At 35.7% G+C, this 24,574-nt stretch carries 21 protein-coding genes; 13 read left to right on the top strand and 8 right to left on the bottom strand.

Going from position 1 to position 24,574, the window contains the following annotated elements:
* The first annotated feature begins 17 nt into the window (after positions 1-17).
* Together pcp and ACFPM4_RS08075 are read left to right on the top strand one after the other, a co-directional pair.
* The gene (pcp, locus tag ACFPM4_RS08080) at positions 18-623 is read left to right on the top strand and encodes a pyroglutamyl-peptidase I (RefSeq protein ID WP_382349952.1); all 606 of its coding nucleotides are present in this window, start codon (positions 18-20) and stop codon (positions 621-623) included.
* 120 nt (positions 624-743) lie between these two features.
* Positions 744-2,021 (top strand): M48 family metallopeptidase, encoded by a 1,278-nt coding sequence (locus ACFPM4_RS08075; protein WP_382349949.1) that lies wholly within the window; start codon positions 744-746, stop codon positions 2,019-2,021.
* Between the two features lie 77 nt (positions 2,022-2,098).
* Here the strand turns inward: ACFPM4_RS08075 and ACFPM4_RS08070 are convergent, their stop codons facing one another.
* Positions 2,099-2,326: an IDEAL domain-containing protein gene (locus tag ACFPM4_RS08070; RefSeq protein ID WP_382349946.1), complete on the bottom strand. Its 228-nt coding sequence runs from the start codon at positions 2,324-2,326 to the stop codon at positions 2,099-2,101.
* A gap of 202 nt (positions 2,327-2,528) precedes the next feature.
* On the opposite strand from ACFPM4_RS08070, the gene ACFPM4_RS08065 reads away from it, so the two are divergent.
* Complete coding sequence (locus ACFPM4_RS08065) at positions 2,529-3,095, top strand: competence protein ComK (protein ID WP_186324757.1); 567 nt, start codon at positions 2,529-2,531, stop codon at positions 3,093-3,095.
* 37 nt (positions 3,096-3,132) lie between these two features.
* Here the strand turns inward: ACFPM4_RS08065 and ACFPM4_RS08060 are convergent, their stop codons facing one another.
* A complete protein-coding gene (locus ACFPM4_RS08060; RefSeq protein WP_382349942.1) occupies positions 3,133-3,561 on the bottom strand; it encodes a YhjD family protein in 429 nt (142 codons plus the stop codon).
* A 192-nt stretch (positions 3,562-3,753) separates the two neighbouring features.
* Between ACFPM4_RS08060 and ACFPM4_RS08055 the strand changes: the two genes are divergently transcribed.
* From ACFPM4_RS08055 to addA, 4 genes are all read left to right on the top strand, one after another.
* The gene (locus ACFPM4_RS08055) at positions 3,754-5,739 is read left to right on the top strand and encodes a S9 family peptidase (protein WP_382349939.1); all 1,986 of its coding nucleotides are present in this window, start codon (positions 3,754-3,756) and stop codon (positions 5,737-5,739) included.
* 791 nt (positions 5,740-6,530) lie between these two features.
* Positions 6,531-7,142 (top strand): TVP38/TMEM64 family protein, encoded by a 612-nt coding sequence (locus ACFPM4_RS08050; protein WP_144924321.1) that lies wholly within the window; start codon positions 6,531-6,533, stop codon positions 7,140-7,142.
* Between the two features lie 124 nt (positions 7,143-7,266).
* Complete coding sequence (gene addB / locus ACFPM4_RS08045; RefSeq protein WP_382349935.1) at positions 7,267-10,764, top strand: helicase-exonuclease AddAB subunit AddB; 3,498 nt, start codon at positions 7,267-7,269, stop codon at positions 10,762-10,764.
* Positions 10,761-14,510: a helicase-exonuclease AddAB subunit AddA gene (gene addA, locus ACFPM4_RS08040; RefSeq protein ID WP_382349932.1), complete on the top strand. Its 3,750-nt coding sequence runs from the start codon at positions 10,761-10,763 to the stop codon at positions 14,508-14,510. The genes addB and addA overlap by 4 nt, the downstream gene beginning before the upstream one ends.
* Before the next feature lie 55 nt (positions 14,511-14,565).
* Here the strand turns inward: addA and ACFPM4_RS08035 are convergent, their stop codons facing one another.
* The 6 genes from ACFPM4_RS08035 to ACFPM4_RS08010 are packed head-to-tail and all read right to left on the bottom strand — an operon-like array spanning position 14,566 to position 16,451.
* Positions 14,566-14,784, bottom strand: a complete 219-nt coding sequence (locus ACFPM4_RS08035; RefSeq protein WP_144924330.1) for a spore germination protein — start codon at positions 14,782-14,784, stop codon at positions 14,566-14,568.
* Between the two features lies 1 nt (position 14,785).
* The gene (locus ACFPM4_RS08030; RefSeq protein WP_382349929.1) at positions 14,786-15,184 is read right to left on the bottom strand and encodes a spore germination protein GerPE; all 399 of its coding nucleotides are present in this window, start codon (positions 15,182-15,184) and stop codon (positions 14,786-14,788) included.
* Position 15,185: 1 nt separating this feature from the next.
* Positions 15,186-15,365 carry a spore gernimation protein GerPD gene (locus tag ACFPM4_RS08025; protein WP_144924336.1) on the bottom strand — a complete coding sequence of 60 codons (180 nt, stop codon included), beginning with the start codon at positions 15,363-15,365 and terminating at the stop codon, positions 15,186-15,188.
* A 1-nt stretch (position 15,366) separates the two neighbouring features.
* Positions 15,367-15,969: a spore germination protein GerPC gene (gerPC, locus tag ACFPM4_RS08020; RefSeq protein WP_382349925.1), complete on the bottom strand. Its 603-nt coding sequence runs from the start codon at positions 15,967-15,969 to the stop codon at positions 15,367-15,369.
* A 21-nt stretch (positions 15,970-15,990) separates the two neighbouring features.
* Positions 15,991-16,200 carry a spore germination protein GerPB gene (locus ACFPM4_RS08015; protein ID WP_144924342.1) on the bottom strand — a complete coding sequence of 70 codons (210 nt, stop codon included), beginning with the start codon at positions 16,198-16,200 and terminating at the stop codon, positions 15,991-15,993.
* A gap of 29 nt (positions 16,201-16,229) precedes the next feature.
* The gene (locus ACFPM4_RS08010; RefSeq protein WP_144924345.1) at positions 16,230-16,451 is read right to left on the bottom strand and encodes a spore germination protein; all 222 of its coding nucleotides are present in this window, start codon (positions 16,449-16,451) and stop codon (positions 16,230-16,232) included.
* A gap of 127 nt (positions 16,452-16,578) precedes the next feature.
* On the opposite strand from ACFPM4_RS08010, the gene ACFPM4_RS08005 reads away from it, so the two are divergent.
* From ACFPM4_RS08005 to ACFPM4_RS07980, 6 genes are all read left to right on the top strand, one after another.
* Positions 16,579-17,766, top strand: a complete 1,188-nt coding sequence (locus ACFPM4_RS08005; RefSeq protein WP_144924348.1) for a DUF418 domain-containing protein — start codon at positions 16,579-16,581, stop codon at positions 17,764-17,766.
* A complete protein-coding gene (locus tag ACFPM4_RS08000; protein WP_144924351.1) occupies positions 17,763-18,659 on the top strand; it encodes a fumarylacetoacetate hydrolase family protein in 897 nt (298 codons plus the stop codon). The genes ACFPM4_RS08005 and ACFPM4_RS08000 overlap by 4 nt, the downstream gene beginning before the upstream one ends.
* 90 nt (positions 18,660-18,749) lie before the next feature.
* Complete coding sequence (locus ACFPM4_RS07995; protein ID WP_382349920.1) at positions 18,750-19,121, top strand: YisL family protein; 372 nt, start codon at positions 18,750-18,752, stop codon at positions 19,119-19,121.
* Between the two features lie 83 nt (positions 19,122-19,204).
* Positions 19,205-21,328, top strand: coding sequence for a sensor domain-containing protein (locus ACFPM4_RS07990; RefSeq protein WP_144924357.1), 2,124 nt, complete (start codon positions 19,205-19,207; stop codon positions 21,326-21,328).
* A 41-nt stretch (positions 21,329-21,369) separates the two neighbouring features.
* A complete protein-coding gene (locus tag ACFPM4_RS07985) occupies positions 21,370-22,758 on the top strand; it encodes an alpha-amylase family glycosyl hydrolase (protein ID WP_382349916.1) in 1,389 nt (462 codons plus the stop codon).
* A gap of 904 nt (positions 22,759-23,662) precedes the next feature.
* Positions 23,663-24,133 carry an AAA family ATPase gene (locus ACFPM4_RS07980; protein WP_382349913.1) on the top strand — a complete coding sequence of 157 codons (471 nt, stop codon included), beginning with the start codon at positions 23,663-23,665 and terminating at the stop codon, positions 24,131-24,133.
* Positions 24,134-24,574 lie beyond the last annotated feature (441 nt).

The following is a 24,574-nucleotide window of genomic DNA, read 5'->3' as shown; positions in this document are numbered from 1 at the left end:
AGTAGGAGTGAAACTAAATGAAAACATTACTGCTAACAGGGTTCGAACCATTTCTTACATTCTCTATTAATCCAACAGAGCAAATTGTAAAAGAGTTAGATGGTATAGTAATCGGGGATTATAAAATTTACTCTAAAGTGCTTCCCGTTGATTTTGAAAAGGCAGGAGTAGAATTGCTTGAACTAATAACGGAAGTAAAACCTGATGCTATTATTTCACTTGGACTTGCTGGGGGAAGGTTTAAAGTAACTCCTGAAAGAATAGCAATTAATATTAATGATGGGGAAAAGGATAACAAAGGGAATATTCGAATGGATGAGCCGATTGAGGCAAATGGAGAGGCTGCTTATATGTCTACCCTACCTATACGAAAAATGGTCGATTCGTTGATTTCCGCTGGATTACCTGCTGAAATTTCTAATACTGCAGGTACCTACTTGTGCAATCATGTTATGTATACCGCCTTACATTATGCCGCAACGAATAAACTAACAATACCAGCAGGTTTTATCCATATCCCTGCATCCCATGCACTCGCAATTGAGCATGGGAAAGTTCCTAGTTGGTCACATGAAGATTTAAAGCGAGCAGTCACGTTATGCGTGAAAACATTATCAGAATAACCAACTTCATAAAAATCACGATTAATACTCATTAATCGTGATTTTTATTGAGGCTCTTTGTTCTATTTCCGTATTTTTTTTCTACATATAATATAAGGTGGACAAGGAGGGGATGGGTGATTGATAAAAAAGTGGGCTCTTAGGGCGATCATTGCCTATGTATTATTTGGTGTTTTCATGTATGCGTATTTATATTTTCTTGCTGATAGTTCCATTCCAGATGCATTAAAAGGAACGAGTGCTGATCCAACAACATTTCTAGATGCTAAAGAGATCATGTTGAGTGAAGAATACTCCAAATTTCGTAACTTATTATTTTTTCTTGCAACACCATATGAATGGTTATTCTACTACTTAATCTTAATTTTTGGTATATCTGCTAAGTTTGAAGACTGGGCTAAAAAAACCACAAAAATTTCAATTGTTACTACCGCCATTTATTTATTCTGGTTATCTTTAGCTTCGTTTTTAGTCATGTTCCCACTAAGCTATCTTTCCTTTATGATGTCGAAGTCCTACAATATCTCGACACAAACATTTTCATTATGGATGAAGGATAAATTAATTGATTTCTGGATAGAATTTGCTATTTCGTTCATTGTCATTACTGTATTGTATGCATTAATTAGGAAGTTTAAAAAACGATGGTGGCTTGGTGCCTGGATTTTATCTGTCCCATTTTCCATCTTCATGATGTTTATTCAACCGGTATTGATTGACCCGTTATACAATGAATTTACTCCATTGCAAGATAAGCAATTAGAAGCAAAAATCTTAGAGTTTGCTGATAAAGCCAATATTCCAGCGGATCATGTATACGAAGTAGATATGTCTAGTAAAACAAATTCGATGAATGCATATGTGACAGGAGTCGGTTCCAATTCGCGAATTGTACTGTGGGATACGACACTGGAACGCTTAAGTGATGATGAAATATTATTTATCATGGCGCACGAAATGGCACACTATGTAGAAAAGCATATTTATATTGGAATAGCTGGCTACTTACTTTTAACTTTAATCGGCCTATATATCACTGCTAAAATAATGGAGCGTTGGATTACAAGGCGAGGTCAAACGTGGAAAGTAGAAAAAATGACGAATATCAGTTCATTACCCGTTTTCTTACTAATTACTTCCATTTTGTTGTTTAGTGTAAGTCCGCTAACGAACTGGGTATCGCGTTACCAAGAAGTACGTGCTGATACGTATGCAATTGAAATGACGCAAAATAAGGATGCTGGAGTTCAGACTTTTCAAAGTTTAACAAAGGCTGGGCTTAGTCAAATAAACCCTCCATATTTAGTGAAGATATTTAGGTATGGACATCCAACAATGCTGGAGCGAATTAAATTAATTGAGGAATATGAATTAAAACAAGAGGATAATGGAGAATAAGTGATAGTCTGCATCATAATTGTTACAAACAGACATGAAAAAATCCCCTTCAAATGGAAACAGGGGATTTTTTCATTTTAGCGTCCTAGTAACCGTTTAAGCTCATTCGTTAACCTTGTAAAACTTTCTTTATCTTTCTCATCCAGCGCCTGGTCAATGTCGTCTCGGAGTTGTTTTTCTTTTCTTTGTTGTAATAAACCGTTCAAGAAAAAATCGACATACCATTCCATCGCTTTTGTTTCATTTTTTTGCTGTGTCATCGTATACTCTTTCAGTAGTTCCTGATAAGACTTCTTCTTTTCCATCGATGATCACCTCTGAAACCTTTTTTTAATTATACAAAAAATCAGCAGAAATATCAACAGAAGAGTGTCAATTTTCTGACCTGCAAACAAAAAGAAAGCTCTTACATTTTAATTATTCAAATTTTTACGAAAAAACAATGATTTATTCTGTGTCTTGTGGTATAGTTGAAATGTACTATGTTTTTAGGAAGGAGAAATGGATTTGAAAGTTAGAAAGAAATACCTTGTGGAAGAATATGAAATTAACCCGAGCACGTACATGTTAATACCTTACATAAGGGAGAACGAGTTATGGACAAGGGTAGTGGAAGATGATTGTTATGTGCTAACTCCCGAGTCACCGATAAAAATTATTAATAGATGCTGTAGTTATAATGGCACAGATTTTAATGGTCGTCGGAATGGTACAAAAGCATTGATTAATGTCACTCATAAGCCCCCAATCCTCCTTGATCCTCACACTTCTATTTATATCTTTCCAACAAAATCTCCCTTTCACCAAGATTGTATATGGATTGTTGCAGACCAAGTGGAACATTATTGGAAACAAGATAAGAGCACGACTCTTGTTGAATTTCAAAATAAAGAAACGATGGAGGTTCCTGTTTCAAATTATGTTTTTAAAAGTCAAATTTCACGTGCAGCCGAACTTCGCGTGAAATACGAGCGAAACAAGCAGAGGATGGTGTCATATTTAAGTAATCCAAAGACAAGGCTACTTTACTTAGAAGCATCTGAATATAATGAAACCTATGATACAAATAACTAAAATGGGAGCGTGTTTTTCACGCTTCCTTTTTCATTTTTTAGTGCTGTCTTAACTGATTCAATTCTTTTAGAGTAGGTTGCTGAATAGGGAACGGAGTGTTTGTTTCTGGATTTTGTTGTCTATTAAAATAATAAAGCATAAGTTCCTCGACTCTATTACGTAAGCGTGGATTGAAGTAATTATGTTGTTCTTCATACCCCTTATAAAGAAATAAATACATTGTAAAAGCATCATCTGACTTAAGACGTTGGACTTTAATATTATTTTTTTGCATGTACCGTTTTACTACCGCAAGCTCTTTTTGAACCGTCTTTATCGTTGCTATAATTAATTCTTGGTAAGGTTTTTTTAGTTTCAAAGAACTGTTTTCGATTACGGATAAGTCACGATTTAGTACGGTAATTAGCATAGGTAAGTATATTGCTTGCTCAATGATGTCTCGATCATAAGTTGAAATCCTCGTCATAAATAGCCCTCCTTACAAGAAATTCCTAAGGTACCTGAAGATAAACAAGAACGTTTGTTCTGTACTATTTTACCCATAAAATATGTGATTTGCAAGCAACAAATAATGACATTTTTCGTGTGATTTAAAAGCAAAATAAGCGATTAGATAAATGGGATACTATATACTAGTAAGGGAGAAAGGATGAACAACATGACAATAACACAAGGAATACAACCAGAAGATTTATATGATTTAAAATCGATAGTAGATCCACAGCTATCACCTAATGGTTTGGAATTAGTCTATATACAAACCCATATCGACAAAAAGGAAAACGATTATGTTTCGAATATGTATTACATACATCTTCAAGAGAAACAACCAATTCAATGGACGTTTGGAAAGGGAAAAACTAGTTCTCCAACATGGTCCCCAGACGGAAGTAAAATTGCATTCGTATCTACTAGAACAGGGAAGCCACAACTTTATGTATTATCGAAAACAGGTGGAGAAGCAAAACAATTAACAAATTGCAAGCATGGTATATCCAATCCTGTTTGGTCTCCATGTGGTAATAAAATTGTTTTTTCGGTTAAAGTTGGCAAAGATGAAACGATACATGATATCGCTGAAAAGAAGGAAAAAGAGCAAGAAATAACTCCATTAGAAGTAGATATCATGAAGTATAAGACAGATGCTAGTGGATTTTTGGACATACATCAGTTTACACAAATAGGAATGATAGATCTAAGAACAGAGACGTTAGAACAGATAACAGAAGGAAAACATCACTTTCAATTAGGTTCATGGTCTCCAGATGGTAAATACATTGCCTATTCGGCTGATAAAACAGAAGACAAAGATTTTTCTTTCATTAGTGATATTTACTTGCTAAATCTAAAAACGAAAGAAAAACGAAATTTGACTGAGGGAAATGGAGCGTATAATCAACCAACTTGGTCTCCAAATAGTCAATATATTAGTTTTATTGGAAGTGAAAGAGAATTTAGAAATGCAACGCATGCAAAGTTATACATTTATGATTTACATCTCGAAATATTAACATGTATGACAAATGAATTTGACGCACCAATTGGCGATTATGTTGTAGGTGATTTCTTACAGGGAACAAAAGCACCCTCTATTCAATGGCTAGAAGATAGTCAAAGTTTTTATTTTCAAGTAAGTGATCATGGAAATACTGAAATTTACTATGGAAATGTTGCCGGGGAAATATATCCTGCAATAAATGATGCTCAATATGTTTACGGCTTCTCTTTAGATTCCAAAAATGACAGAGCTGTAGTTGCAATAAGTACTCCAACTGAACCAGGTGATTTGTATTTAATTCATTTATCAACTGGAAAAAAAGAACGTTTAACATATGTGAATGAGAAATTTCTGCAAACTCGCCAACTGGCAATGCCGGAAGCGATTGAAGTAAAAGGGGCAGAAGACTGGAAAGTAGATGGTTGGTTCATGAAGCCAATTAATTTCGAAGAAGGAAAGAAATATCCTTTAATATTAGAGATTCATGGTGGTCCACATGCTATGTATGCTAATACATATTTTCATGAATTTCAAGTGCTGGCAGCTCAAGGGTTTGCCGTTTTGTATGTAAATCCAAGAGGAAGTCATGGATATGGTCAACAGTTTGTAAATGCAGTTCGCGGTGATTATGGTGGGAATGATTATCTGGATTTAATGGCAGCAGTTGATAGTGTTTTAGCCAATTTTGATTTCATCGACCACAATCGTCTTGGGGTAACAGGAGGGAGTTACGGAGGATTTATGACGAATTGGATTGTTGGTCAAACAAATCGTTTTAAAGCAGCTGTAACTCAGCGTTCTATTTCAAATTGGATCAGCTTTTCTGGGGTAAGTGATATAGGATATTACTTTACAGATTGGCAAATAGGTGCTGATTTAGGAGATATTGAAAAACTATGGAACCACTCCCCGTTGAAATATGTTGATAAAGTAGAAACTCCTCTCCTCATATTGCATGGTGAGAAAGATTTTCGTTGTCCGATTGAACAAGCGGAACAATTGTTTATTGCCTTAAAGCAACGGAAAAAAACAACCAAGTTTATTCGTTTCCCTGAATCTAACCATGAGTTATCAAGAAGTGGTAAACCAACATTACGAATTAAACGGTTAGAGTATATTCGGGATTGGTTTTTACAATATGTATGATTGTATGTAAGGGACTGCTCTAAAAGTCAGGAACTAGTAGTATTTAGTCATTACTTGACTTCCGTGACTGTTGATTTTTGCTACTTCCGCTACAATTAACATTGTGCCCTATATAATATTTTTAGAACAATAAATTCTGTAAAAAGACCTTTAGTTTTTCGTTGTTTTGCATGGGAGACTAGTGCCTAACTAATTCTTCCTTTCTACGATAATGCCTTAGAGGATGTGTATCTCACATATAGAGCGTTATTTTTCAAGAGGAAATTTGAAGGGACTTACAAACTGTAAGCCTAGGCAGCTGATCAGTTGCTTTTTTTCATTGTCTAGCTGCAGGCGCGATCGGCTCGAGGTCAAATAACCTGAGCCAATGAAAGGCAAAGAGCACCTTTCTTTGGCTCAGAACATTTGCTTGTCGCGGGCCCGCATGATGCGGGTCAGGAAGGCGTTGCAACAGGATGTTGCGTTTTTAGCCTTCCTTCACCTTTATGCGCGCCCTCCGCTTTTATGATTGTCTAGCTACAGCGACTAGCGACTAGCAAATTTACGATTTCTTCCTACGATAAGTCAACATCGATTCGCCTATAGGCTCATCGTGTTTCCTTTATCTCGTCAGAAATCTTTAAATTTGTACGTCGCTAATCAAGTCGCTTCCGCTTTTCTGGTTTTGTAACAAATTTGTGCGGTTGTTGGGTTTGATTTTAGGGTAGGATTGTAATATAGCCCAATTGACGAAATGTGGTATAATTTAAGAAATTTCGACGATTTTTTCTAGTGTGAATTGAGGAATGTGTATGGATTTTCATTCGATAACAGAATGGTTTACGATGGAGAAACTTGTAGAATTAATTGAACAATACCGAGCATTAGGTCCGTTACCGAGTTTATTATTGCCAATGTTAGAAGCCTTTTTACCGTTTTTACCATTATTTCTTTTTGTAATGGCAAGTGCTAATGCATTTGGTTTAGGGTGGGGGTTTCTATTTTCGTGGATTGGCGCATCGGTAGGTGCATTACTCGTATTCCTTTTAGTAAGAAGATATGGAGATGCACGTGTATTTCAATTTTTAAGACGAAGTAAAAAAGTAAAGAGTTTAACAAGTTGGGTAGAACGACATGGGTTTGGTCCTTTGTTTATTCTTTTATGCTTTCCGTTTACACCATCTGCAGTTGTTAATATCGTGGCAGGGATGTCTAAAATTAATATATATCAATATATGTTGGCGGTATTAGCAGGAAAAGCTGTTATGATTTTTACTTTAAGTTTTATTGGACATGATATTGTTTCGTTAATAAAACACCCGCTAAGGACAGCAATAGTACTTGTGATTATTGTTATCCTTTGGTTTGTCGGAAAACAAGTAGAAGGAAAAATGCAGGACAAAGTACATACAAGAGGAGAATAAAGGTTGCCTTTCGAATAGAAAAGGCAACCTTTATTTTTTTTTGAGAATGTACGTTCGGTGTTCGTGTGGTATAATAGTATTACTTTAAATGGATATGGTAACTTCAGAATAAGGAGTTGAGAAGATGTCACTTCGCTTCGTTATTGGTCGCTCTGGAACGGGGAAAACGACTAAGTTTTTACGAGAAATAGAAGAAGAATTAATTCAACGGCCTAGTGGTCGTCCGATTTTATATATCGTACCTGATCAAATGACTTTTTTATCAGAGTATCGCCTCGTTAATTTTCCAAGATTGACAGGAATGATTCGAACACAAGTATTCAGTTTTACACGTCTTGCATGGCGGGTACTGCAAGAAACAGGCGGTGCAAGTAGAAAGCATATTTCAAGTACGGGATTAAATATGCTAATTAGAAAAATTATTGAGGATCATAAAGATGACCTGCGTTTGTTTAGAAAAGCTGCAGATAAGTCAGGATTTGTTCAGCATGTTGAAGGTATGCTAAAAGAATTCAAAAATTATTGTATTACACCAAATGAACTTCAGACGAAACAAGAAGAGCTTGCTTTTTCCGTCTCTACACGCGAACTTGCTGATAAAATACATGATTTAGAATTGATCTATGGAAAATTTGAAGAGGCGCTTGTTGGAAAATATATAGACTCGAATGACTATTTAACATTACTTACAAATGCAATTGAAAAGTCAAACTATTTACGTGATGCAGAAATTTATATAGATGGATTCCATGATTTTACACCACAAGAATATCAAGTAATCGAAAAATTAATGAGCCATTGTCATCGAGTTTCTGTTGCATTAACTCTTGATCGTCCTTATAAACATGGAACAATACCTGAGGATTTACATTTATTCAGGATTACAGGAGAAACTTATTCCATCCTGTTTGAACTTGCAAGAAATACAAATATTGAAATAGAAGAAGATGTATATTTGGCTGAAACTCCACGTTTTCAGGACGATAGTTTACAGCATTTAGAACGTCATTTCGAAAAGAGACCAGTAAAACCCTTTAATAACACTACAGCTATTCAATTGAAAATAGCAGCAAATCGGCGAGCAGAAATAGAAGGAGTAGCTCGTGAAATTCGCAAGCTTTTAATGGATCACAATTACAGATACCAAGATATTGCAGTATTGATGAGGAATGGACAAGACTATCAGGATATAATTGAAACCATTTTTTACGATTATGAAATCCCATATTTTATCGATCGTAAACGTCCAATGTTAAATCACCCGTTAATTGAGTTAATTCGAAGTATGCTGGAAGTAATTCATAGTAACTGGCGCTATGAGCCTGTATTTAGAGCAGTCAAAACAGATCTGTTATTTCCATTGCATTCGAATATTCCTCAAATGCGGGACCAAATGGATCGACTTGAAAATTATGTATTAGCATACGGAATAAAAGGGAATAGATGGACGGAAAAAACGAGTTGGACGTATCGACGTTTTCAGGGATTTGAACTAGAAAGCTTACCGCAAACTGATGCAGAGAAAGCATTAGAAGATGAAATAAACGAATCTAGAAATATTATCGTCGAACCCATTTCATTTTTAGCAAAACGCTTAAAAAATGCCCGAAACGGTCGCGAGCTTTGTGAGGCAATCTATGTAACTTTAGAGGAATTGAATATTCCTGAAAAATTAGCTGAACGGGGTAAAGTGGCAGAAGAGAAAGGTGACCTGACAACTGCTCGTGAGCATGAGCAAGCATGGAATGCAGTCATCGAGCTATTAGATCAGTTTGTTGAGATATTTGGTGAAGCGCGCTTATCCATGGAGGAATCTATCGCAATTATTGACGCAGGACTTGAGGCATCACAATTTTCCTTGATTCCTCCTGCGATTGATCAGGTGTTTATAGCTGATATTGAGCTTTCTCGTGTATCAAATATAAAGGCAGCGTTCGTTATTGGACTTAATGACGGAGTAATGCCAGCAAAGAAAACGGAGGAGGGAGTGCTGTCGGAAGATGACCGAACGGAATTGATTTCTAGTGGTTTAACGATTGCACCCACCATAAAGAAGAAATTATTTGATGAGGAGTTTATTGCATATCGAGCATTTACAGTTTCGGAACAGAAATTGTATGTATCATTCCCACTAGCAAATGAAGAAGGAAAGGCGTTATTACCGTCTCCTTATATAAAACGATTGAAAGAATTATTCCCGCATATGCAGGAAACGAATGTAGTAAATGAACCAAGTGAATTAGCTACTGAAGAGCAGCTGGAATATATTTCACATCCAAACACAGCTATCGCTTTTTTGACAGGACAATTGCAATTATTAAAACGAAATTATCCAATTGCTGACTTTTGGTGGGATGTATATAACTTTTATATGCAACATCCGAATGAGAAACTAAAAGCAAGAAGAGTATTAAGTAGTCTTTATTATCAAAATGAAACTAGAAGATTAAAGGAAGAGACGAGTAAGGAGCTATACGGCGAAGAAATGTTAGCGAGTGTATCGCGCATGGAGAACTTTCATGGTTGTGCCTTTGCACACTTTTCATCGTATGGTTTGAAGTTGCGCGAAAGAGACATGTATAGATTAGAGGCTCCACATATCGGCGAACTCTTCCATGGTGCACTAAAGTGGATTGCAGAAGAAGTTGCACGACAAGGATTATCATGGGCAAAGCTTACAAAAGAGCAGTGTGACAGTTTAGCGAAAGGCGCTGTCGAAAGCTTGGCACCGAAATTGCTAAATCAAATATTACTAAGTTCTAACCGACATAATTACATTAAGAGGAAATTAGAACAAGTTATTAGTAGAGCTTCCTTTGCATTAAGTAACCAAGCAAAAAATAGTGATTTTACGCCAATCGGCTTAGAGTTAGCATTTGGACCTAGAAACGAATTACCACCATTAAGTTTTGTGCTTAACAATGGTACAAAAATGCAATTGCAAGGCAGAATTGATCGAGTAGATAAAGCAGAAGATGAAAATGGTGTTTACTTAAGAGTAATTGACTATAAATCTAGTAATAGGGCTATCGACTTAACAGAGGTATATCACGGGTTAGCACTGCAAATGCTTACGTATTTAGATATTGTTATTACTCATTCTTCCCAGTTAATTGGAATGGATGCTACTCCTGCAGGGGTACTATATTTTCATGTTCATAATCCGATGATTAATAGTGAAAATATGCTTTCACTTGATGAAATTGAGAATGAACTTTTGAAAAAGTTTAAAATGCAAGGCTTATTATTGAGTGACGCCAATATTATTCGGTTAATGGATAATTCATTGGAAACTGGTAGTTCCAATATCATTAACGCAAGTATTAATAAAGATGGTTCCTTATCATCAAGGTCAAAAGCGAATACGGCCAATCCAGATGAGTTTAAAGTATTGAGGAAATATGTAAGAAATATGTATAAGAAATCCGGAGAAAAAATAATGTCTGGGACGGTAGATATTAATCCATATCGATTAGGTAATAGAACTCCATGTCAGTTTTGTGCATTTAAATCTGTATGCCAAATCGATCCTAGTTTTGAAAATAACCAATATCGACCTATTATCCGGCAAAGCTCTGCAGATATATTTGCTCAGCTTCGTGAAGAGGGGGATAACGATTGAAAACTACACTTCCAGTAAAACCTGAACACGTAACATGGACGGATGATCAGTGGAAAGCAATTATGGCTAAAGACCAGGATATTCTTGTAGCAGCTGCCGCGGGATCAGGGAAAACTGCAGTACTAGTTGAGAGAATCATTCAGAAGATTATTGCGGAGGAAAACCCAATAAATGTGGATGAACTTCTCGTAGTTACATTTACGAATGCCTCAGCTGCAGAAATGAAGCACCGTATTGGAGAGGCATTAGAGAAAGCAATAGATGCTAATCCAACTTCTAGTCATTTACGAAAACAACTCGGCCTTCTTAATAGTGCTCATATATCTACTTTGCATTCTTTCTGCCTTGAAGTTGTCCGTAAACACTATTACATGGTGGATATTGATCCCGGTTTCCGAATTGCTGATCAGACGGAAGCAGATTTATTACGAGATGAAGTTCTAGATGAACTCTTTGAAACGGAATATGGAAAAGAAGATAATATAGAGTTTTTTCAGCTTGTTGATACATTTACAAATGATCGAACAGATATTGCTCTACAAACATTAATAACAAAACTATATGATTTTGCTCATTCGCATCCAGAACCAGTAAAATGGCTTAACAATGTAGTCGATATGTATGATGTTAATGAACATATGAATATAGAAGAACTGCCTTTTATGCAAGTAATTATGGATGATATCTTCCTGCAATTAGCCGGAGCAAAACAGTTGTTACAACAAGCTTTAGAATTAACTAGAATCCCTGGAGGGCCTGATAAACGGGCAGAAAATTATATTGATGATATTGCAATAGTTGATCGACTTATAGACGCTGCATCAAATGGATGGGACAACCTTTTCGAAGCAATGAATAATTGGAGTTTTTCGCGTGCGAAGACTTGTAAAGGTGATGAATATATAGCTGAACTAATAAAAGAAGCGGATAATGTAAGAAAGTCGGCAAAAGCGATATTGGATAAGTTAAAGAAGGACTTTTTTTCGCGCCGACCTGAAACTTATTTGCGAGATATTGCTGCGATGAAAGGTGTAATTTTCCAATTAGTAGAGGTTGTAAAGACTTTCTCCATCCAATTTGAGAAAAAGAAAGCGGAGAAAGGCTTAGTTGACTTTTCTGATTTAGAGCATCTCTGTTTACAAATTCTCATGGATAAATCAGGGGAAAATTCTGTTATATCACCTTCAGAAATTGCTAAAGGTTATAAAAAACTGTTTAAAGAAGTGCTCGTTGACGAGTATCAAGATACAAATATGGTACAAGAAACAATATTGTATCTCGTATCTGCAGATGGAGAGTATGATGGAAACCTATTCATGGTAGGCGATGTTAAACAATCCATATATCGTTTTCGTCTTGCGGAGCCAAAATTATTCCTAAGTAAATATTTACGCTTTACAAAAACAGGTGAAAACTCTGGCTTAAGAATTGATCTTTCACGAAACTTCCGTAGTCGCAAAGAGGTCCTAGATGGCGTAAACTTCATCTTTAAACAAATTATGGGGCCTAATGTTGGAGGGATTGATTATAGTGAAGATGTTGAACTTGTAAAAGGATCAGGCTACCCTGATGAAGAAGAATTTCCTATTGAAGTATTACTAATTGATCAAGCAGATGATTCTACAGATGAGCAAGAGGAGAGCATAGAGGACGGACTAAATCGAGTTGAGTTGGAGAAGGCAAAGCTAGAAGCTCGCTGTATGGCTCAAAAAATTAGAGGTTTAATTGATCAGCAGGCTCAGATATATGATTTAAAAACGAAAACGAAAAGGAATATTAACTATAAAGATATTGTTATTTTAGTACGTTCCCTTTCATGGGTTCCTGACATAATGGAAGAGTTTAAACATGCAGGAATACCAGTGTATGCAAATATGTCGACTGGTTATTTTGAAGCTACAGAAGTAGCAATCATGCTATCTCTATTAAGAGTAATAGATAATCCTGACCAAGATATTCCATTAGCTTCTGTATTAAGATCACCTATCGTTGGCTTAACGGAAGAACAGCTTGCATATATCCGCTTACAGTCCAAAAAAGGGAGTTATTACGATGCCGTAAAAGCGTTCATACAGAATGATCCACCAAAAGCTTACGAGCAAACATTTGAACATATCGTTCAATTATTTGAGAAGCTAGAAGGTTGGAGAACAATGGCGAGGAGTGGAGCGTTATCAGACCTTATTTGGCAACTATATCGAGATACGGGCTTTTATGAATTCGTTGGTGGTCTTCCAAGTGGTAAACAAAGGCAAGCTAATTTACGTTCATTATATGATCGGGCCAGACAATATGAAGAAACATCGTTCCGTGGGCTTTTCCGGTTCCTACGTTTTATCGATCGCATGAGAGATCGTGGTAATGACTTAGGGGTAGCGAGGGCAATTGGAGAACAAGAGGATGTTGTCCGGGTGATGACCATTCACTCAAGCAAAGGCTTAGAGTTTCCAGTTGTTTTTGTTAGTGGAATTGCTCGTAAATTTAACTTTACGGACATTAATAGTAATTATCTATTTGATAAGGAATTTGGTTTTGCTAGTAAGTATATTGATCCAGTAAAACGTATATCTTATCCGTCACTACCTGAACTTGCTTTCAAGCGCAAAGAGCGAGTCGAGTTAATCGCAGAAGAAATGCGCATATTATATGTTGCATTAACGAGAGCGAAAGAAAAATTATACTTAATTGGGACTGTGGCGAATGTCGAGAAGAGCATGGAACGTTGGATGAGAGCAACTCAACATGATACATGGCTCCTTCCAGAATACGATAGAATCAAGGCTAACACATATTTAGATTGGATAGGCGTATCACTTGTAAGGCATCGTGATGCAGAAAATATTCGAAAAGCTGATGTAGAAAATAGTGATCATGAAATAAGCAATCACCCTTCAAGATGGGATATAAAAATAATATCCAAACTACAGTTATTAGATAAGATGGAACAAGAGAAAGATACAACAGAGTGGTTTGAAGCTGTTCGAGAGGGGAAACCAGTAGCTGTTGAAACGGATTATAAAGATACGATTTACGAGAGGCTTAATTGGAATTACTCACATCCACTTGCGACAAAAAGAATGTCAAAACAGTCTGTTACAGAGCTAAAAAGAATGGCAGAACAACGAGATGAAGCAAGTAGTACTCAGTTAATAAAGTCTAATAAAAGTTTCCTCTTCAATCGACCAAAGTTTATGAGTGATAAAGGAGAGCTGTCTCCGGCTGAACGTGGAACGGCAATGCACACCGTCATGCAACATATATCCATGGAAAGGCAGCCAACTATTGAATCCGTTAAACAACTAATGGCAGAGTTAGTCGAAAAAGAAATATTAACAAATGAACAAGCTGATGCAATAACAGTAGATCAAATAGTTCAGTTTTTTGAAACAGATCTTGGAAAACGAATTATTACTGCGCAATCCGTACAACGAGAAGTGCCATTTACAATTGGGATACCTGCACGTGAAATTTATTCGAATTGGGATGGATTAGATGAAAATGTGCTTGTTCAAGGTATTATTGATTGTGTAATGGAAGATGAGAGTGGAATCACGCTCATTGATTACAAAACGGATGTCATTCATGGGAAATTTCCAGGAGGTTTTTCCGAAGCAAAGCCTATTTTAAAGAAACGCTATGAAATTCAAATTGCTTTTTATACTCGTGCTTTAGAACAAATCTTAGGTAAAACTGTTGAAGAAAAGTATTTATATTTCTTCGATAGTAGTGATTTTATTAAAATGTAAAAATAGGCTGTTCTTCTCAAGGTTCTGACATATAGAACAATGAGAGAACAGCCTATTAGTTATTGCCAACGGTAGGCTGATCGATTAAATTCGAATCAACGGTTGCATTGGCACTTACACCATTTATGACAGATACTAATGCACCTGTACTTCCTGTTCCAGACCCACTTGTTGATTTAGAGGCTGTCTTTGGAGAGATAATTGCTGTATCGCCAAAATGAACTACTCCACCTTCAACATTAAGGATTTGTACAGGACCAACTATGGAAGGCATATCATCCATCCTTTCTTGTATCACCTGATCTATCATTGGTAAGTTGACGAATATGCATGACTTTTGATTGCAAATTTGCTGTTGCTGTATTTCCAACTTGAACTACTGCTGATGCAGAAATACCTTTGATCTTGATGTTTCTAACATTAATGTTTGGTAAAACGTGGTATTTCATAATCTGCGGGGGGTGTATTAAAGGTCTTGCTTCTATTAGTGGTTTAGAAAATAAAGGTAATTGGTTTAAATCTCCTTCATTCCCATAAAATAGTTCCTTTTCTCTTTGTACGGCTAATGCATTGCTTTCGGAATGGACCCTTTGTGAATCACCAATTTGAAGAATTGAACTTGATAGCAGTCCGTATACATGAATATGGTCAACGAAAGAATTACGTTTCCACATATTAACCTTCCTGAGCTAGCGGAACAATTGGTCCGATGATTAACGATTCAGGTGGCGTATCGAAAGCAGAAGAAAGGTTAATACAATCTGCATCACCTATCAAAAATAAGGAGGAAGTTGTCACACCACCCACTTCAATATTACCAACACTTAATTCGTGATTGACTACATGTAGCTCCATATTATCCTTCCTCCTCATTCATTTTAGGTAACTGGGAAATAAAAGCATGAATTCCTTTATTTATGTCAGCTATAATCGTATCATACGTCATTTTTGAGAGTTCTTCCTGTGGTATATCCCTATTTTGTTTCGAAAAATACTGTAAGTAGTGTTCAATTCTATTTGGTAATTGTTTATGGATATCCTTTCTAATAATCTCATGGTAGGAAGGATCTATATTCCTCCCTGTTTCAGATTCTATTTTTTGAATAATATCATTTACATGTGTATCTACATAACTCCTAATCTCATTTAATAACGGATGATGAAACTGTGCTTTTTCATTTAGCCTGTCATATGAGGTTTGATTAGGGATTGCGAGATCCTCAATATGCTTGCTTAAGTCAGATGGATTTAATCCAATATTTAAAGTACCTTCTAATTGTTCGACTTTTAATTGGTCAAATTTATATTCAAGCCTCTCTACAGTAATAGCAGGAGTTTCTTTTAATCTCTTTATTTCAGCTGTTAATTCCTCAACAGCTGCTTGAAGCTTCGCGATTTCCTCTTGCTGTCGTTGAACATGATTAAATAGTTGTTGAATATAATACTGAATTTTCACCATCCTCCTTTTTGAGAAGAGTATTTACAGAGGTACGATACTTTGTAGTGGTGATTGTTCTAATTCTGTTAAATGTACTGCTTCTGGTGCAGGTTCCTCGAAATCCCCAGTATTATATAAATTCGATACTGGAGTGATGATACCGGATGTTCCGATTTGAAAAACCGACGAATTCGTAATTCCACTTATTTTAATCATATGAATCTGAATGGTTTGTTGAACATGGATGTTCAAATTTCGTCACCTCATTTCAAGAGGAATTTCTATAATGTAAACAGTATTCCTTGATCCATATCATCTTGATCATATACATTTACAGACGAATACTCGTTTGTTACTTTAATTTCATCACCAGTGATGAACGATCCGGCTCCTGCAAATGTTTTTAAATTAGAAACAGGATGAATTTGGAGCACATCACCTACATTGAAAACACCTGAAGAACCTATACTTATTATTTGAACGGCTCCAACAAAACCGGGCATTGCCGTTCACATCCTTTGTATATATTGATTTTCAATGTATTCTATGAAGATAAAAAGAATTTGTGATTAAATTGCCTAGAAGGTAAAATGTAATGGAGTATGAATACATATAGGGGAGACATGATGGATGAAGGGGAACATAGAGCAGGTTGGTATATCCAATCGTATTCAATCTCTAGATGTTTTAAGGGGATTATCATTATTAGGTATATTAGTAATCAATATGATTAGTTTTCACTCACCATTTGGATATTACAATCCTTATGAATGGTGGAAATATGGGGATCTTGCTGTATTTACTTGGCTGGATATTTTTGTACAAGCTAGTTTCTATCCAATATTTGCAATGATGTTCGGTTACGGGATGGTTATCATGCAAAAAAGGAGTGCATTAAAAGGTATTTCCTTTTATAAAATTAGTATCAGGAGACTTATTGTTCTTCTAGTCATTGGCATTTTACATGCTTTCTTCGTATGGCATGGGGATATTTTGATTACATACGCCATCATGGGTCTTGTATTGCTATTGCTTATGAAGCTATCAGGTACCATGTTAATGACGATTGGGGCAGTTGTATACATAATACCTCAGCTATTTTTAAGTGGAATGTTAGTCATAATTAGCATGATTGACGTCTCGGCACTTGGTGATTTTACAGATATAGTAGCACTTCAACAAGCAGAGACTACATATGCAACCGGAACATTTTGGGAAATAACACAACAGAGATTCATAGATTGGTCTGTTAACAATAACATCGGTGGATTCATTGTTTATTTGATTATGATATTGCCATTAATGATGATAGGTGCAGGTGCTGCTAAAAAGCAATGGCTGGAGAAAGCAAATAAACAAAGAAAAGGTTGGACAATCCTTTTAGTTATTACCTTACCAATAGGGTTGTTAATAAAAATGCTTCCATTTTATATAGAACCTTCTATGAGTTTACAATATGTACAAGATATGTTGGGTGGACCTATATTAAGTTTTGCTTACATAGCAATTGTTGTTCTACTAATGACAAATAAGTATGTTGTGCAAATATTGAAGCCGTTAGCATCTGCTGGAAGAATGTCGATAACTATTTATTTAACGCAGTCAATTGTAGGGACTTTCATTTTCTACCAATATGGATTGGGGCTTTATGGAGAAATGTCCATGCAGACAGGGACATTACTCGCAATAACCATTTTTATTATTCAAGTAATCTTAGCTGAAATTTGGTTGTGGAAATTCAAACAGGGACCTGTAGAAAAGGTGTGGCGTCTATTAACCTATGGACGTACTAAAATCAAAGGGGTAGAGGAAAAATGAAATTTATTACTTTTAATTCAAACGGCAAAGAAAAGTTAGGTGTATTAAATGAAGAGCACCAGAATGTCTGGGATATAGAACAATTATCTTTAGACAGTGCGATAGATTGTCCTGCATCTCTCTTAGAAGGTATTAAAGAAGGAGAATCATTTATACAATCTATTTCTCGTTTGATAGAGTGGGGAGAGGCTCAAGCTTCTCACAAATATTCTATCCCATTAACAGAAATTCAATGGTTATCTCCTATACCTAAGCCACAAAAAAATATCATGTGTGTTGGTAAAAACTATCGTGATCATGCAATAGAAATGGGTGGAGAAGCTTCTATTCCAGAGCATGTAATGGTTTTTACGAAAGCACCAACTTCTGTGACTGGTCATGATGCAATAATTGATGCACATGCGGATATTACTTCTGAACTGGATTATGAAGGTGAATTAGCAGTCATAATTGGGAAAGCAGGTAAGGGAATTAAGCAGGAAGATGCTTTAGAGCATGTATTTGGCTATACAATTCTTAACGATATTACTGCACGTGATTTACAGCAACGTCATCAACAGTTTTTTATCGGTAAAAGCCTAGATACTTCTTGTCCAATTGGACCGTGGATTGTCCATAAAGATAGTATCCAAAATCCGAATCAGTTACAAATTGAAACAAAGGTTAATGGTGAAATCCGTCAAAAATCGAATACAGAGCATTTTATTTTTCCAATAGAAGAGGTTATATCCGTGCTATCTCAAGGAATGACATTGGAACCTGGTGATATCATTGCGACTGGTACACCTGCTGGAGTTGGAAAAGGTTTTAATCCACCGCGATTCCTGAAAAGTGGAGATGAAATAGAGATTACTATTGAAAATATCGGTAGATTAAACAATATTGTGAAATAGTGATGTATTTCTATAGATATGATGGTAATTATGGTACTATTAGGTAAATCTAGATAAAATAACTTTCGTACATGAATAGGAGGAAACTACGTGTTTGATCGCACAGATGCACATATTACGACTTGGGCAATAGCAATAATTTTATTTGTCATTGCATTATTCTTGCTTAAGAGTGGAAATAAAAAAGCGACTAAAATAGTGCAAATGATTTTAAGAGTGTTCTATCTATTAATTATTGCTACAGGTGTAACGCTTTTTGCAAGACACAGTGATTTTGATCCTGCCTTATATGGTTTTAAGTTTCTTGGAGGAATAGTCATCATAGCGATGATGGAGATGGTGCTAGTTCGTACAAACCTTAATAAAAAGACGGGGATTTTCTGGGCTATTTTGATTATTGCTTTTATTGTCACATTCTATTTAGGGGCAAGATTACCTATTGGATGGAATTGGTTTGCTTGATAAGTAAGACAAAAAAGAACCGCATTTTGCGGTTTTTTTTGATGAAGAAATATAATATTCATTACTTTTTATATAGATTTTAGATGACTTATTTGCTATTCTTCTTTAAAATGAAAATATGTTGTAATTTAAAGTATTTTGTCGAAAATCTAATTGGTGGTGAAAGTAACTTGGTTACATCGTATGACCATTTATTTGAAGATGAGAATGGTTTACTTAATTTCATACATAAACAAAACCTCGCTAATTATAAATCATTGTTTATTGAAGTGACGAAACCAGGTGATAATGTAATAGATTCCGCATCTTGTATTGAAATACTACTAAAATCATTACCACATGCTGTAATTAGCGAAAAAAACATAGAAGAAGATTTGAGCAATAATCCGTTATCTAAAGTATCTATTAGATTTACTGTTTTTAATGTTGAAAAACCTGAAAATGATTACAAACATTCATTAATTACTCCTAATACGGATGAATTTGCTAGACTTTTTTCACATGTGAATAATGAGTATGGAAAAGTTTCTACCGTATTGAACGCAACAAATGATTACTATACATCCATTTATCAAAAATTTCCGGAAGTAGCTTTTACAACAGATATAGAGGGGCGTTTTACAAGTATAAACGATGCTTTTTCAACAGCTTTTGGCATGAATATTGATGATGTAAAAGGGAAATCAGTAGAATATTTTCTACCTAATAATAATGTTCCGATTAGAAGACACTTTTTTCGAGCATTACGTGGGAAAACGGTGGAATTTGAAATAGATGTAAAGAATAAATCTGGCAATATTGAACATTATTTATTTCACCTTGTTCCAATCTTGTTAAAAGATGAAGTGGTGGAAATGTTTGTGTTTGGTAGAAATATAACGAAGCAAAAAGTAATGGAACAGAAAATGGAAAGATTTGCTTATTTTGACCAAGATACCGGTTTACCTAATCGGATGAGATTTAATGAAATATTAGAGAGATGTGTCGTAAAGGCTAAAAAAATCAATGCGAAATTTCATGTTATGTTTATGGATGTGGATCGATTTAAATCGATTAATGATATGCTTGGTCACCGAGCAGGAGATATGGTTTTAAAAGAATTAGCTAAGCGCATATCCGCTGAAATACCGAAAAATGCAGTTTTAGGTAGATTTAGTGGCGACAAGTTTTCTATTATTCTACCTGAAAAAAATCCGATTCTAGATACAACAGAAATTGGCAAAGCATTATTGAAATCTATTCAAAAGCCTTTTTTATACGATAATCAAGAGTTTTTCGTTACAGGAAGTATTGGTATTAGTCAATTTCCAAATGATGGTCATAATACGATGGAATTAATGAAAAATGCAGATCTTGCATTGAATTATGTGAAGCAGCAAGGTGGAAATAGCTTAATATTCTATACAGAAGACATGAATAAAGAGACGGTAAGAAGGTTAGAAATAGAAGGTAGTCTGCGTAAAGCATTAGAAAAAGATGAGCTATTTATCGCATATCAGCCAATTATTAATACACAATCAAGAGAATTAAGTACATGTGAAGCACTTCTAAGATGGAATCATCCAGAGCTAGGGTTGATTCCGCCAACGACGTTCATTCCTATAGCGGAAGAAACAGGCATGATTCATGAAATTGGATACTGGGTATTAAAAAAAGCATGCAAACAAATTAAGGAATGGCAAAATGATGGGATGCCACATTTATGTGTTTCTGTAAATGTATCTGCCCACCAACTTCAAAATAACCGCTTTATTGATGAAGTGAAATCCGCACTTGAATATTCAGGTTTAGAGGCAAGATACTTGTACTTAGAATTAACAGAAAGCGCTATGCTAAAATATGCCTCAGATACAATTGAAATGATGAGAAAGCTAGGAGAATTAGGAGTAAATATATCAATCGATGATTTTGGTACAGGGTATTCTTCATTAAGTTATTTGAAGAATTTACCGATTCATCATTTGAAAATTGATCGTTCTTTTATTCAATGCTTTAGAATGGATTCTCCAGATTTTGCAATAGTGAATGCCATTATGACAATGGGACATGGACTAGGGTTAAACATTGTTGCAGAAGGTGTAGAGACAAAGGATCAATTAACCTTATTAACGAAAATCGGTTGTGATTTTGTCCAAGGCTACTATGTAGAAAAGCCAATGCAACCAGATCAATTTTATAGTTGGCATCAAAACATGAAAGTATATTAAACTACGCTTTAAATGTAGTACACATTCGGGGGTTTTTCACCTTGTTGAAAAAAACATTTAGTATATTGTTACTCTTTTCACTTATCTTCACTACAGTAACGGTTCAAGCAGATGAAGTAGAGGACCGAAAATGGGAAGACGAAATTATTTATTCGCTCATCGTCGATCGATTTTATAATGGTAATAGTGAGAATGATTTCGAAGTGAATATGAAAGACATAAATAGTTATAATGGTGGCGATTTTGCCGGTATTGAAAAGCGATTAGACTATTTAAGAGACATGGGATTTACAGTTATACAATTATCATCAATCTTTGAAAATGAAGATGGTGGATATCATGGACAATGGATTACTGATTATTACAGTCCAGAACAACACTTTGGTACAATGAAAGAATTTAACAAATTAGTTAAAGCAGCACACGATAAAGGAATAAAAATAATTTTAGAGTTTCCTGTTCTTCCTAATTATTCAAATACGGATATACAGGATGCTGCAAAATGGTGGGTTGAAAATACAGAAATTGATGGGTATAAAATACCGAATGTAAAATCAAGATCGATTGAATTTTGGAAACAATTTATTGAAATCATGAAGCAAGAAAATGAAAACTTTTATGTATCAGCGCAAGATAAAGTGTTAAGTGATACAGATATGAAAGCACTTTACAGTGCAGGATTCGATGGTGTTTCTACAATTTCATTAGTACAACCTTTAAGAGATGCATTTTCGAATACAAACAAATCTGCTCAATCATTATTGGAGTTAACAAAGGAAAATAGTGATTTATCTGGGATTCAAGAGGTGTTCTTTGACAATAAGGATACAACTAGATTTACTCGGGACATGGTAGAGAGTGGGGCTTTTCCGGGATCTTCTTGGAAATTAGCATTGACATATTTATATACACAACCATCTGTCCCAGTCATTTTCTATGCTACCGAAATTGCAGTCAATGGTGGAGAGGCACCGGAAAATATACCATTAATGAACTTCAGAACAGATGAGGAGTTAATTGACTTTATCACTGATTTAGGGAAGGTTAGACAAGAACAACCAGCATTAACTAGAGGTTCAATGGATATATTGCATGAAGATAATGGGCTAATTGCTTTTAAGCGTCAGTATGAATCTGATACAGTCGTAGTAGTAATTAATAATACAGATGTAGATCAGAATTTTATTATCCCAGCTAGTGATTTAGAGGATGAAAAAGAATTACGTGGTTTGTTAGGTACGGATTTAGTTCGAAGTGATAATGGGGAATATAAAATATTTATTGATCGTGAAGGAATGGAAATTTATAAACTAACCGATAAAAGCGGTATTAATGTGTGGTTTATTATTGCGTTGTTTGCGGTTTTTGGATCATTTATTCTCTTTATGTATATCGCTTGGAAGCGTGGGAAAAATCGTATACCAGAATAATAAAAAGTGAATGAGATTGAACCATTATACGAACAATTATTTTGTGTAGCTATACAGATACGGAAATACACTACGCTTTCCGCGGGCTTAGAAAAGTGAAAGGCGCTTGGGACTTGAAGGAAGGCTAATTTCGCAACATCCTGTTGCAACGCCTTCCTGCCCCGCCTCGTGCGGGCCCGCGACAAGCAAATGTTCTGAGACAAAGAAAGGCGCTCTTTGCCTTTCATGTCTCAGGTTATTTGACCTCGAGCCGATAGCGCCTACAACTAGACAAGGCTAATGAGCCTCCTCGGCGCTAAACGCCTGTCTAGCTTAGGCTCCTAGCGGCTAGCGAACGATCCAATCCTTTCCCTACGATAAGTCAACATCGGCAAGAGGAACGTCGACTAAAAGCGGCACGTCCTGTGCAGGCTCAAGCTGCGACGTCCTGTCGCTTCGCCTGCATTAGTACATCCTGTACGTCACAACGTCGACGTGACCCACATCCTGTGGGCCCTCGCCGTGTTTCCTTTATCTCAGTACAGGATTGGCTCCCGTTCGTACGCCGCTGATCGGTCGCCTTCGCTTTTCTGACTGCGGGGTCTCATCGAGGCCTTTGCTCCCGCAGTCAATCATGTATACCAAAAATACACCACAGAGAATGGAAATGATGCTAGTGGTAGTTGTCTATACGATGCATGTATAAGTTAGATTCATAATTTCCATGGTAGGAGTCTCCGTGTATTTCCTTCGCTAAAAACATAAAATATGAATATATGACAGTCCAATCCTGTGAGAACAACAATTTGAGACAGAATTATTAACCGAACTATCATGAGTTAAATCAAAGATAGTTCGGTTTTTTATTTAATCTCTATTACTTTGTCCAATCCCTTTCAGTATGAATTTAAAAGGAGCTGTCCAAATGGCTATTATTTTTATTACAGGCTTATCTGGAGTAGGTAAATCTACAGTTTTGGAGCAATTAGGTAGGGAAGGGTATCATGTAGTTGATACGGATTATAACTACGTACGAGCAATAAAAAATGGTGCTACAACTGAAAGAGTGTGGGATGAAGAGAAAATAATCAACTTAATAAAGAGGAGTAAACAATCCCACTTATTTATTTCTGGTTGCTATTCCAACCAAAGTAAATTTTATCGCCACTTTAAGCATGTTGTTTTATTAAAAGCAGAACTCGATGTAATGTTGGAAAGAGTAACGAAAAGAACTACTAACAGTTATGGGAAAAGTGCTGAAGAAATGGCTGAAATAATTGAGGGCTATAAATATGTTTTGCCATTATTAGAAAAAAGCTCTGATATTATGATAGACACTTCAGAAGTAAATGTAGAGATAGTTTGTAGAAGATTAAAAGAATTGTTATACATGTAATAAAAATTAGGTTAGATGGTGTATTCTATCCAAAATACTCATGCTAAAAGTGCAATAATCGATCGAGGACACATCCGTGATGATTTTTTATTTGTGGCAAGCTATCTAGTCTGTAATTCATTGCCATCATGATGAAAGTATTCCCATCAAAAAAATAAATTACGCTTTTCACCCACGTTTTTCTAATAAATGAAAGAGGCTGGGACAGAGGAATATCGATGCAAATAAAAACCGAACTATAACTTGATTTTAAAACAAGATAGTTCGGTTACCTTTTCAATTACAAAAATTTTATGGTTACCAGCGGAGGAAATACACGAAGACTCCTGCGGGAATAAAGGCCTCGATGAGACCCCGCAGGCGTTTAGCGCCGAGTTATCATGAACGAAACTAGCTCCTTACTCGTAAATTCGTAGGTTATTTTGGTAAGAATGTTTAGTG

The organism is Lederbergia graminis (assembly GCF_042655485.1).
In the GTDB taxonomy this organism is placed as follows: domain Bacteria; phylum Bacillota; class Bacilli; order Bacillales; family Bacillaceae_C; genus Lederbergia; species Lederbergia graminis.
The sequence above is the reverse complement of the archived record's forward strand: the minus strand, read 5'-3'. Positions and strand labels throughout refer to the sequence as shown.

What these genes read in the sequence shown, in the direction of transcription:
- pcp (WP_382349952.1), top strand. Translation starts at nt 18, where the DNA reads ATGAAAACATTACTGCTAACAGGGTTCGAACCATTTCTTACATTCTCT.
- ACFPM4_RS08070 (WP_382349946.1), bottom strand. Translation starts at nt 2,326, where the DNA reads ATGGAAAAGAAGAAGTCTTATCAGGAACTACTGAAAGAGTATACGATG.
- ACFPM4_RS08060 (WP_382349942.1), bottom strand. Translation starts at nt 3,561, where the DNA reads ATGACGAGGATTTCAACTTATGATCGAGACATCATTGAGCAAGCAATA.
- ACFPM4_RS08055 (WP_382349939.1), top strand. Translation starts at nt 3,754, where the DNA reads ATGACAATAACACAAGGAATACAACCAGAAGATTTATATGATTTAAAA.
- ACFPM4_RS08050 (WP_144924321.1), top strand. Translation starts at nt 6,531, where the DNA reads ATGGATTTTCATTCGATAACAGAATGGTTTACGATGGAGAAACTTGTA.
- addB (WP_382349935.1), top strand. Translation starts at nt 7,267, where the DNA reads ATGTCACTTCGCTTCGTTATTGGTCGCTCTGGAACGGGGAAAACGACT.
- ACFPM4_RS08035 (WP_144924330.1), bottom strand. Translation starts at nt 14,784, where the DNA reads ATGCCTTCCATAGTTGGTCCTGTACAAATCCTTAATGTTGAAGGTGGA.
- ACFPM4_RS08030 (WP_382349929.1), bottom strand. Translation starts at nt 15,184, where the DNA reads ATGTGGAAACGTAATTCTTTCGTTGACCATATTCATGTATACGGACTG.
- ACFPM4_RS08025 (WP_144924336.1), bottom strand. Translation starts at nt 15,365, where the DNA reads ATGGAGCTACATGTAGTCAATCACGAATTAAGTGTTGGTAATATTGAA.
- gerPC (WP_382349925.1), bottom strand. Translation starts at nt 15,969, where the DNA reads ATGGTGAAAATTCAGTATTATATTCAACAACTATTTAATCATGTTCAA.
- ACFPM4_RS08010 (WP_144924345.1), bottom strand. Translation starts at nt 16,451, where the DNA reads ATGCCCGGTTTTGTTGGAGCCGTTCAAATAATAAGTATAGGTTCTTCA.
- ACFPM4_RS08005 (WP_144924348.1), top strand. Translation starts at nt 16,579, where the DNA reads ATGAAGGGGAACATAGAGCAGGTTGGTATATCCAATCGTATTCAATCT.
- ACFPM4_RS08000 (WP_144924351.1), top strand. Translation starts at nt 17,763, where the DNA reads ATGAAATTTATTACTTTTAATTCAAACGGCAAAGAAAAGTTAGGTGTA.
- ACFPM4_RS07990 (WP_144924357.1), top strand. Translation starts at nt 19,205, where the DNA reads ATGACTTATTTGCTATTCTTCTTTAAAATGAAAATATGTTGTAATTTA.
- ACFPM4_RS07980 (WP_382349913.1), top strand. Translation starts at nt 23,663, where the DNA reads ATGGCTATTATTTTTATTACAGGCTTATCTGGAGTAGGTAAATCTACA.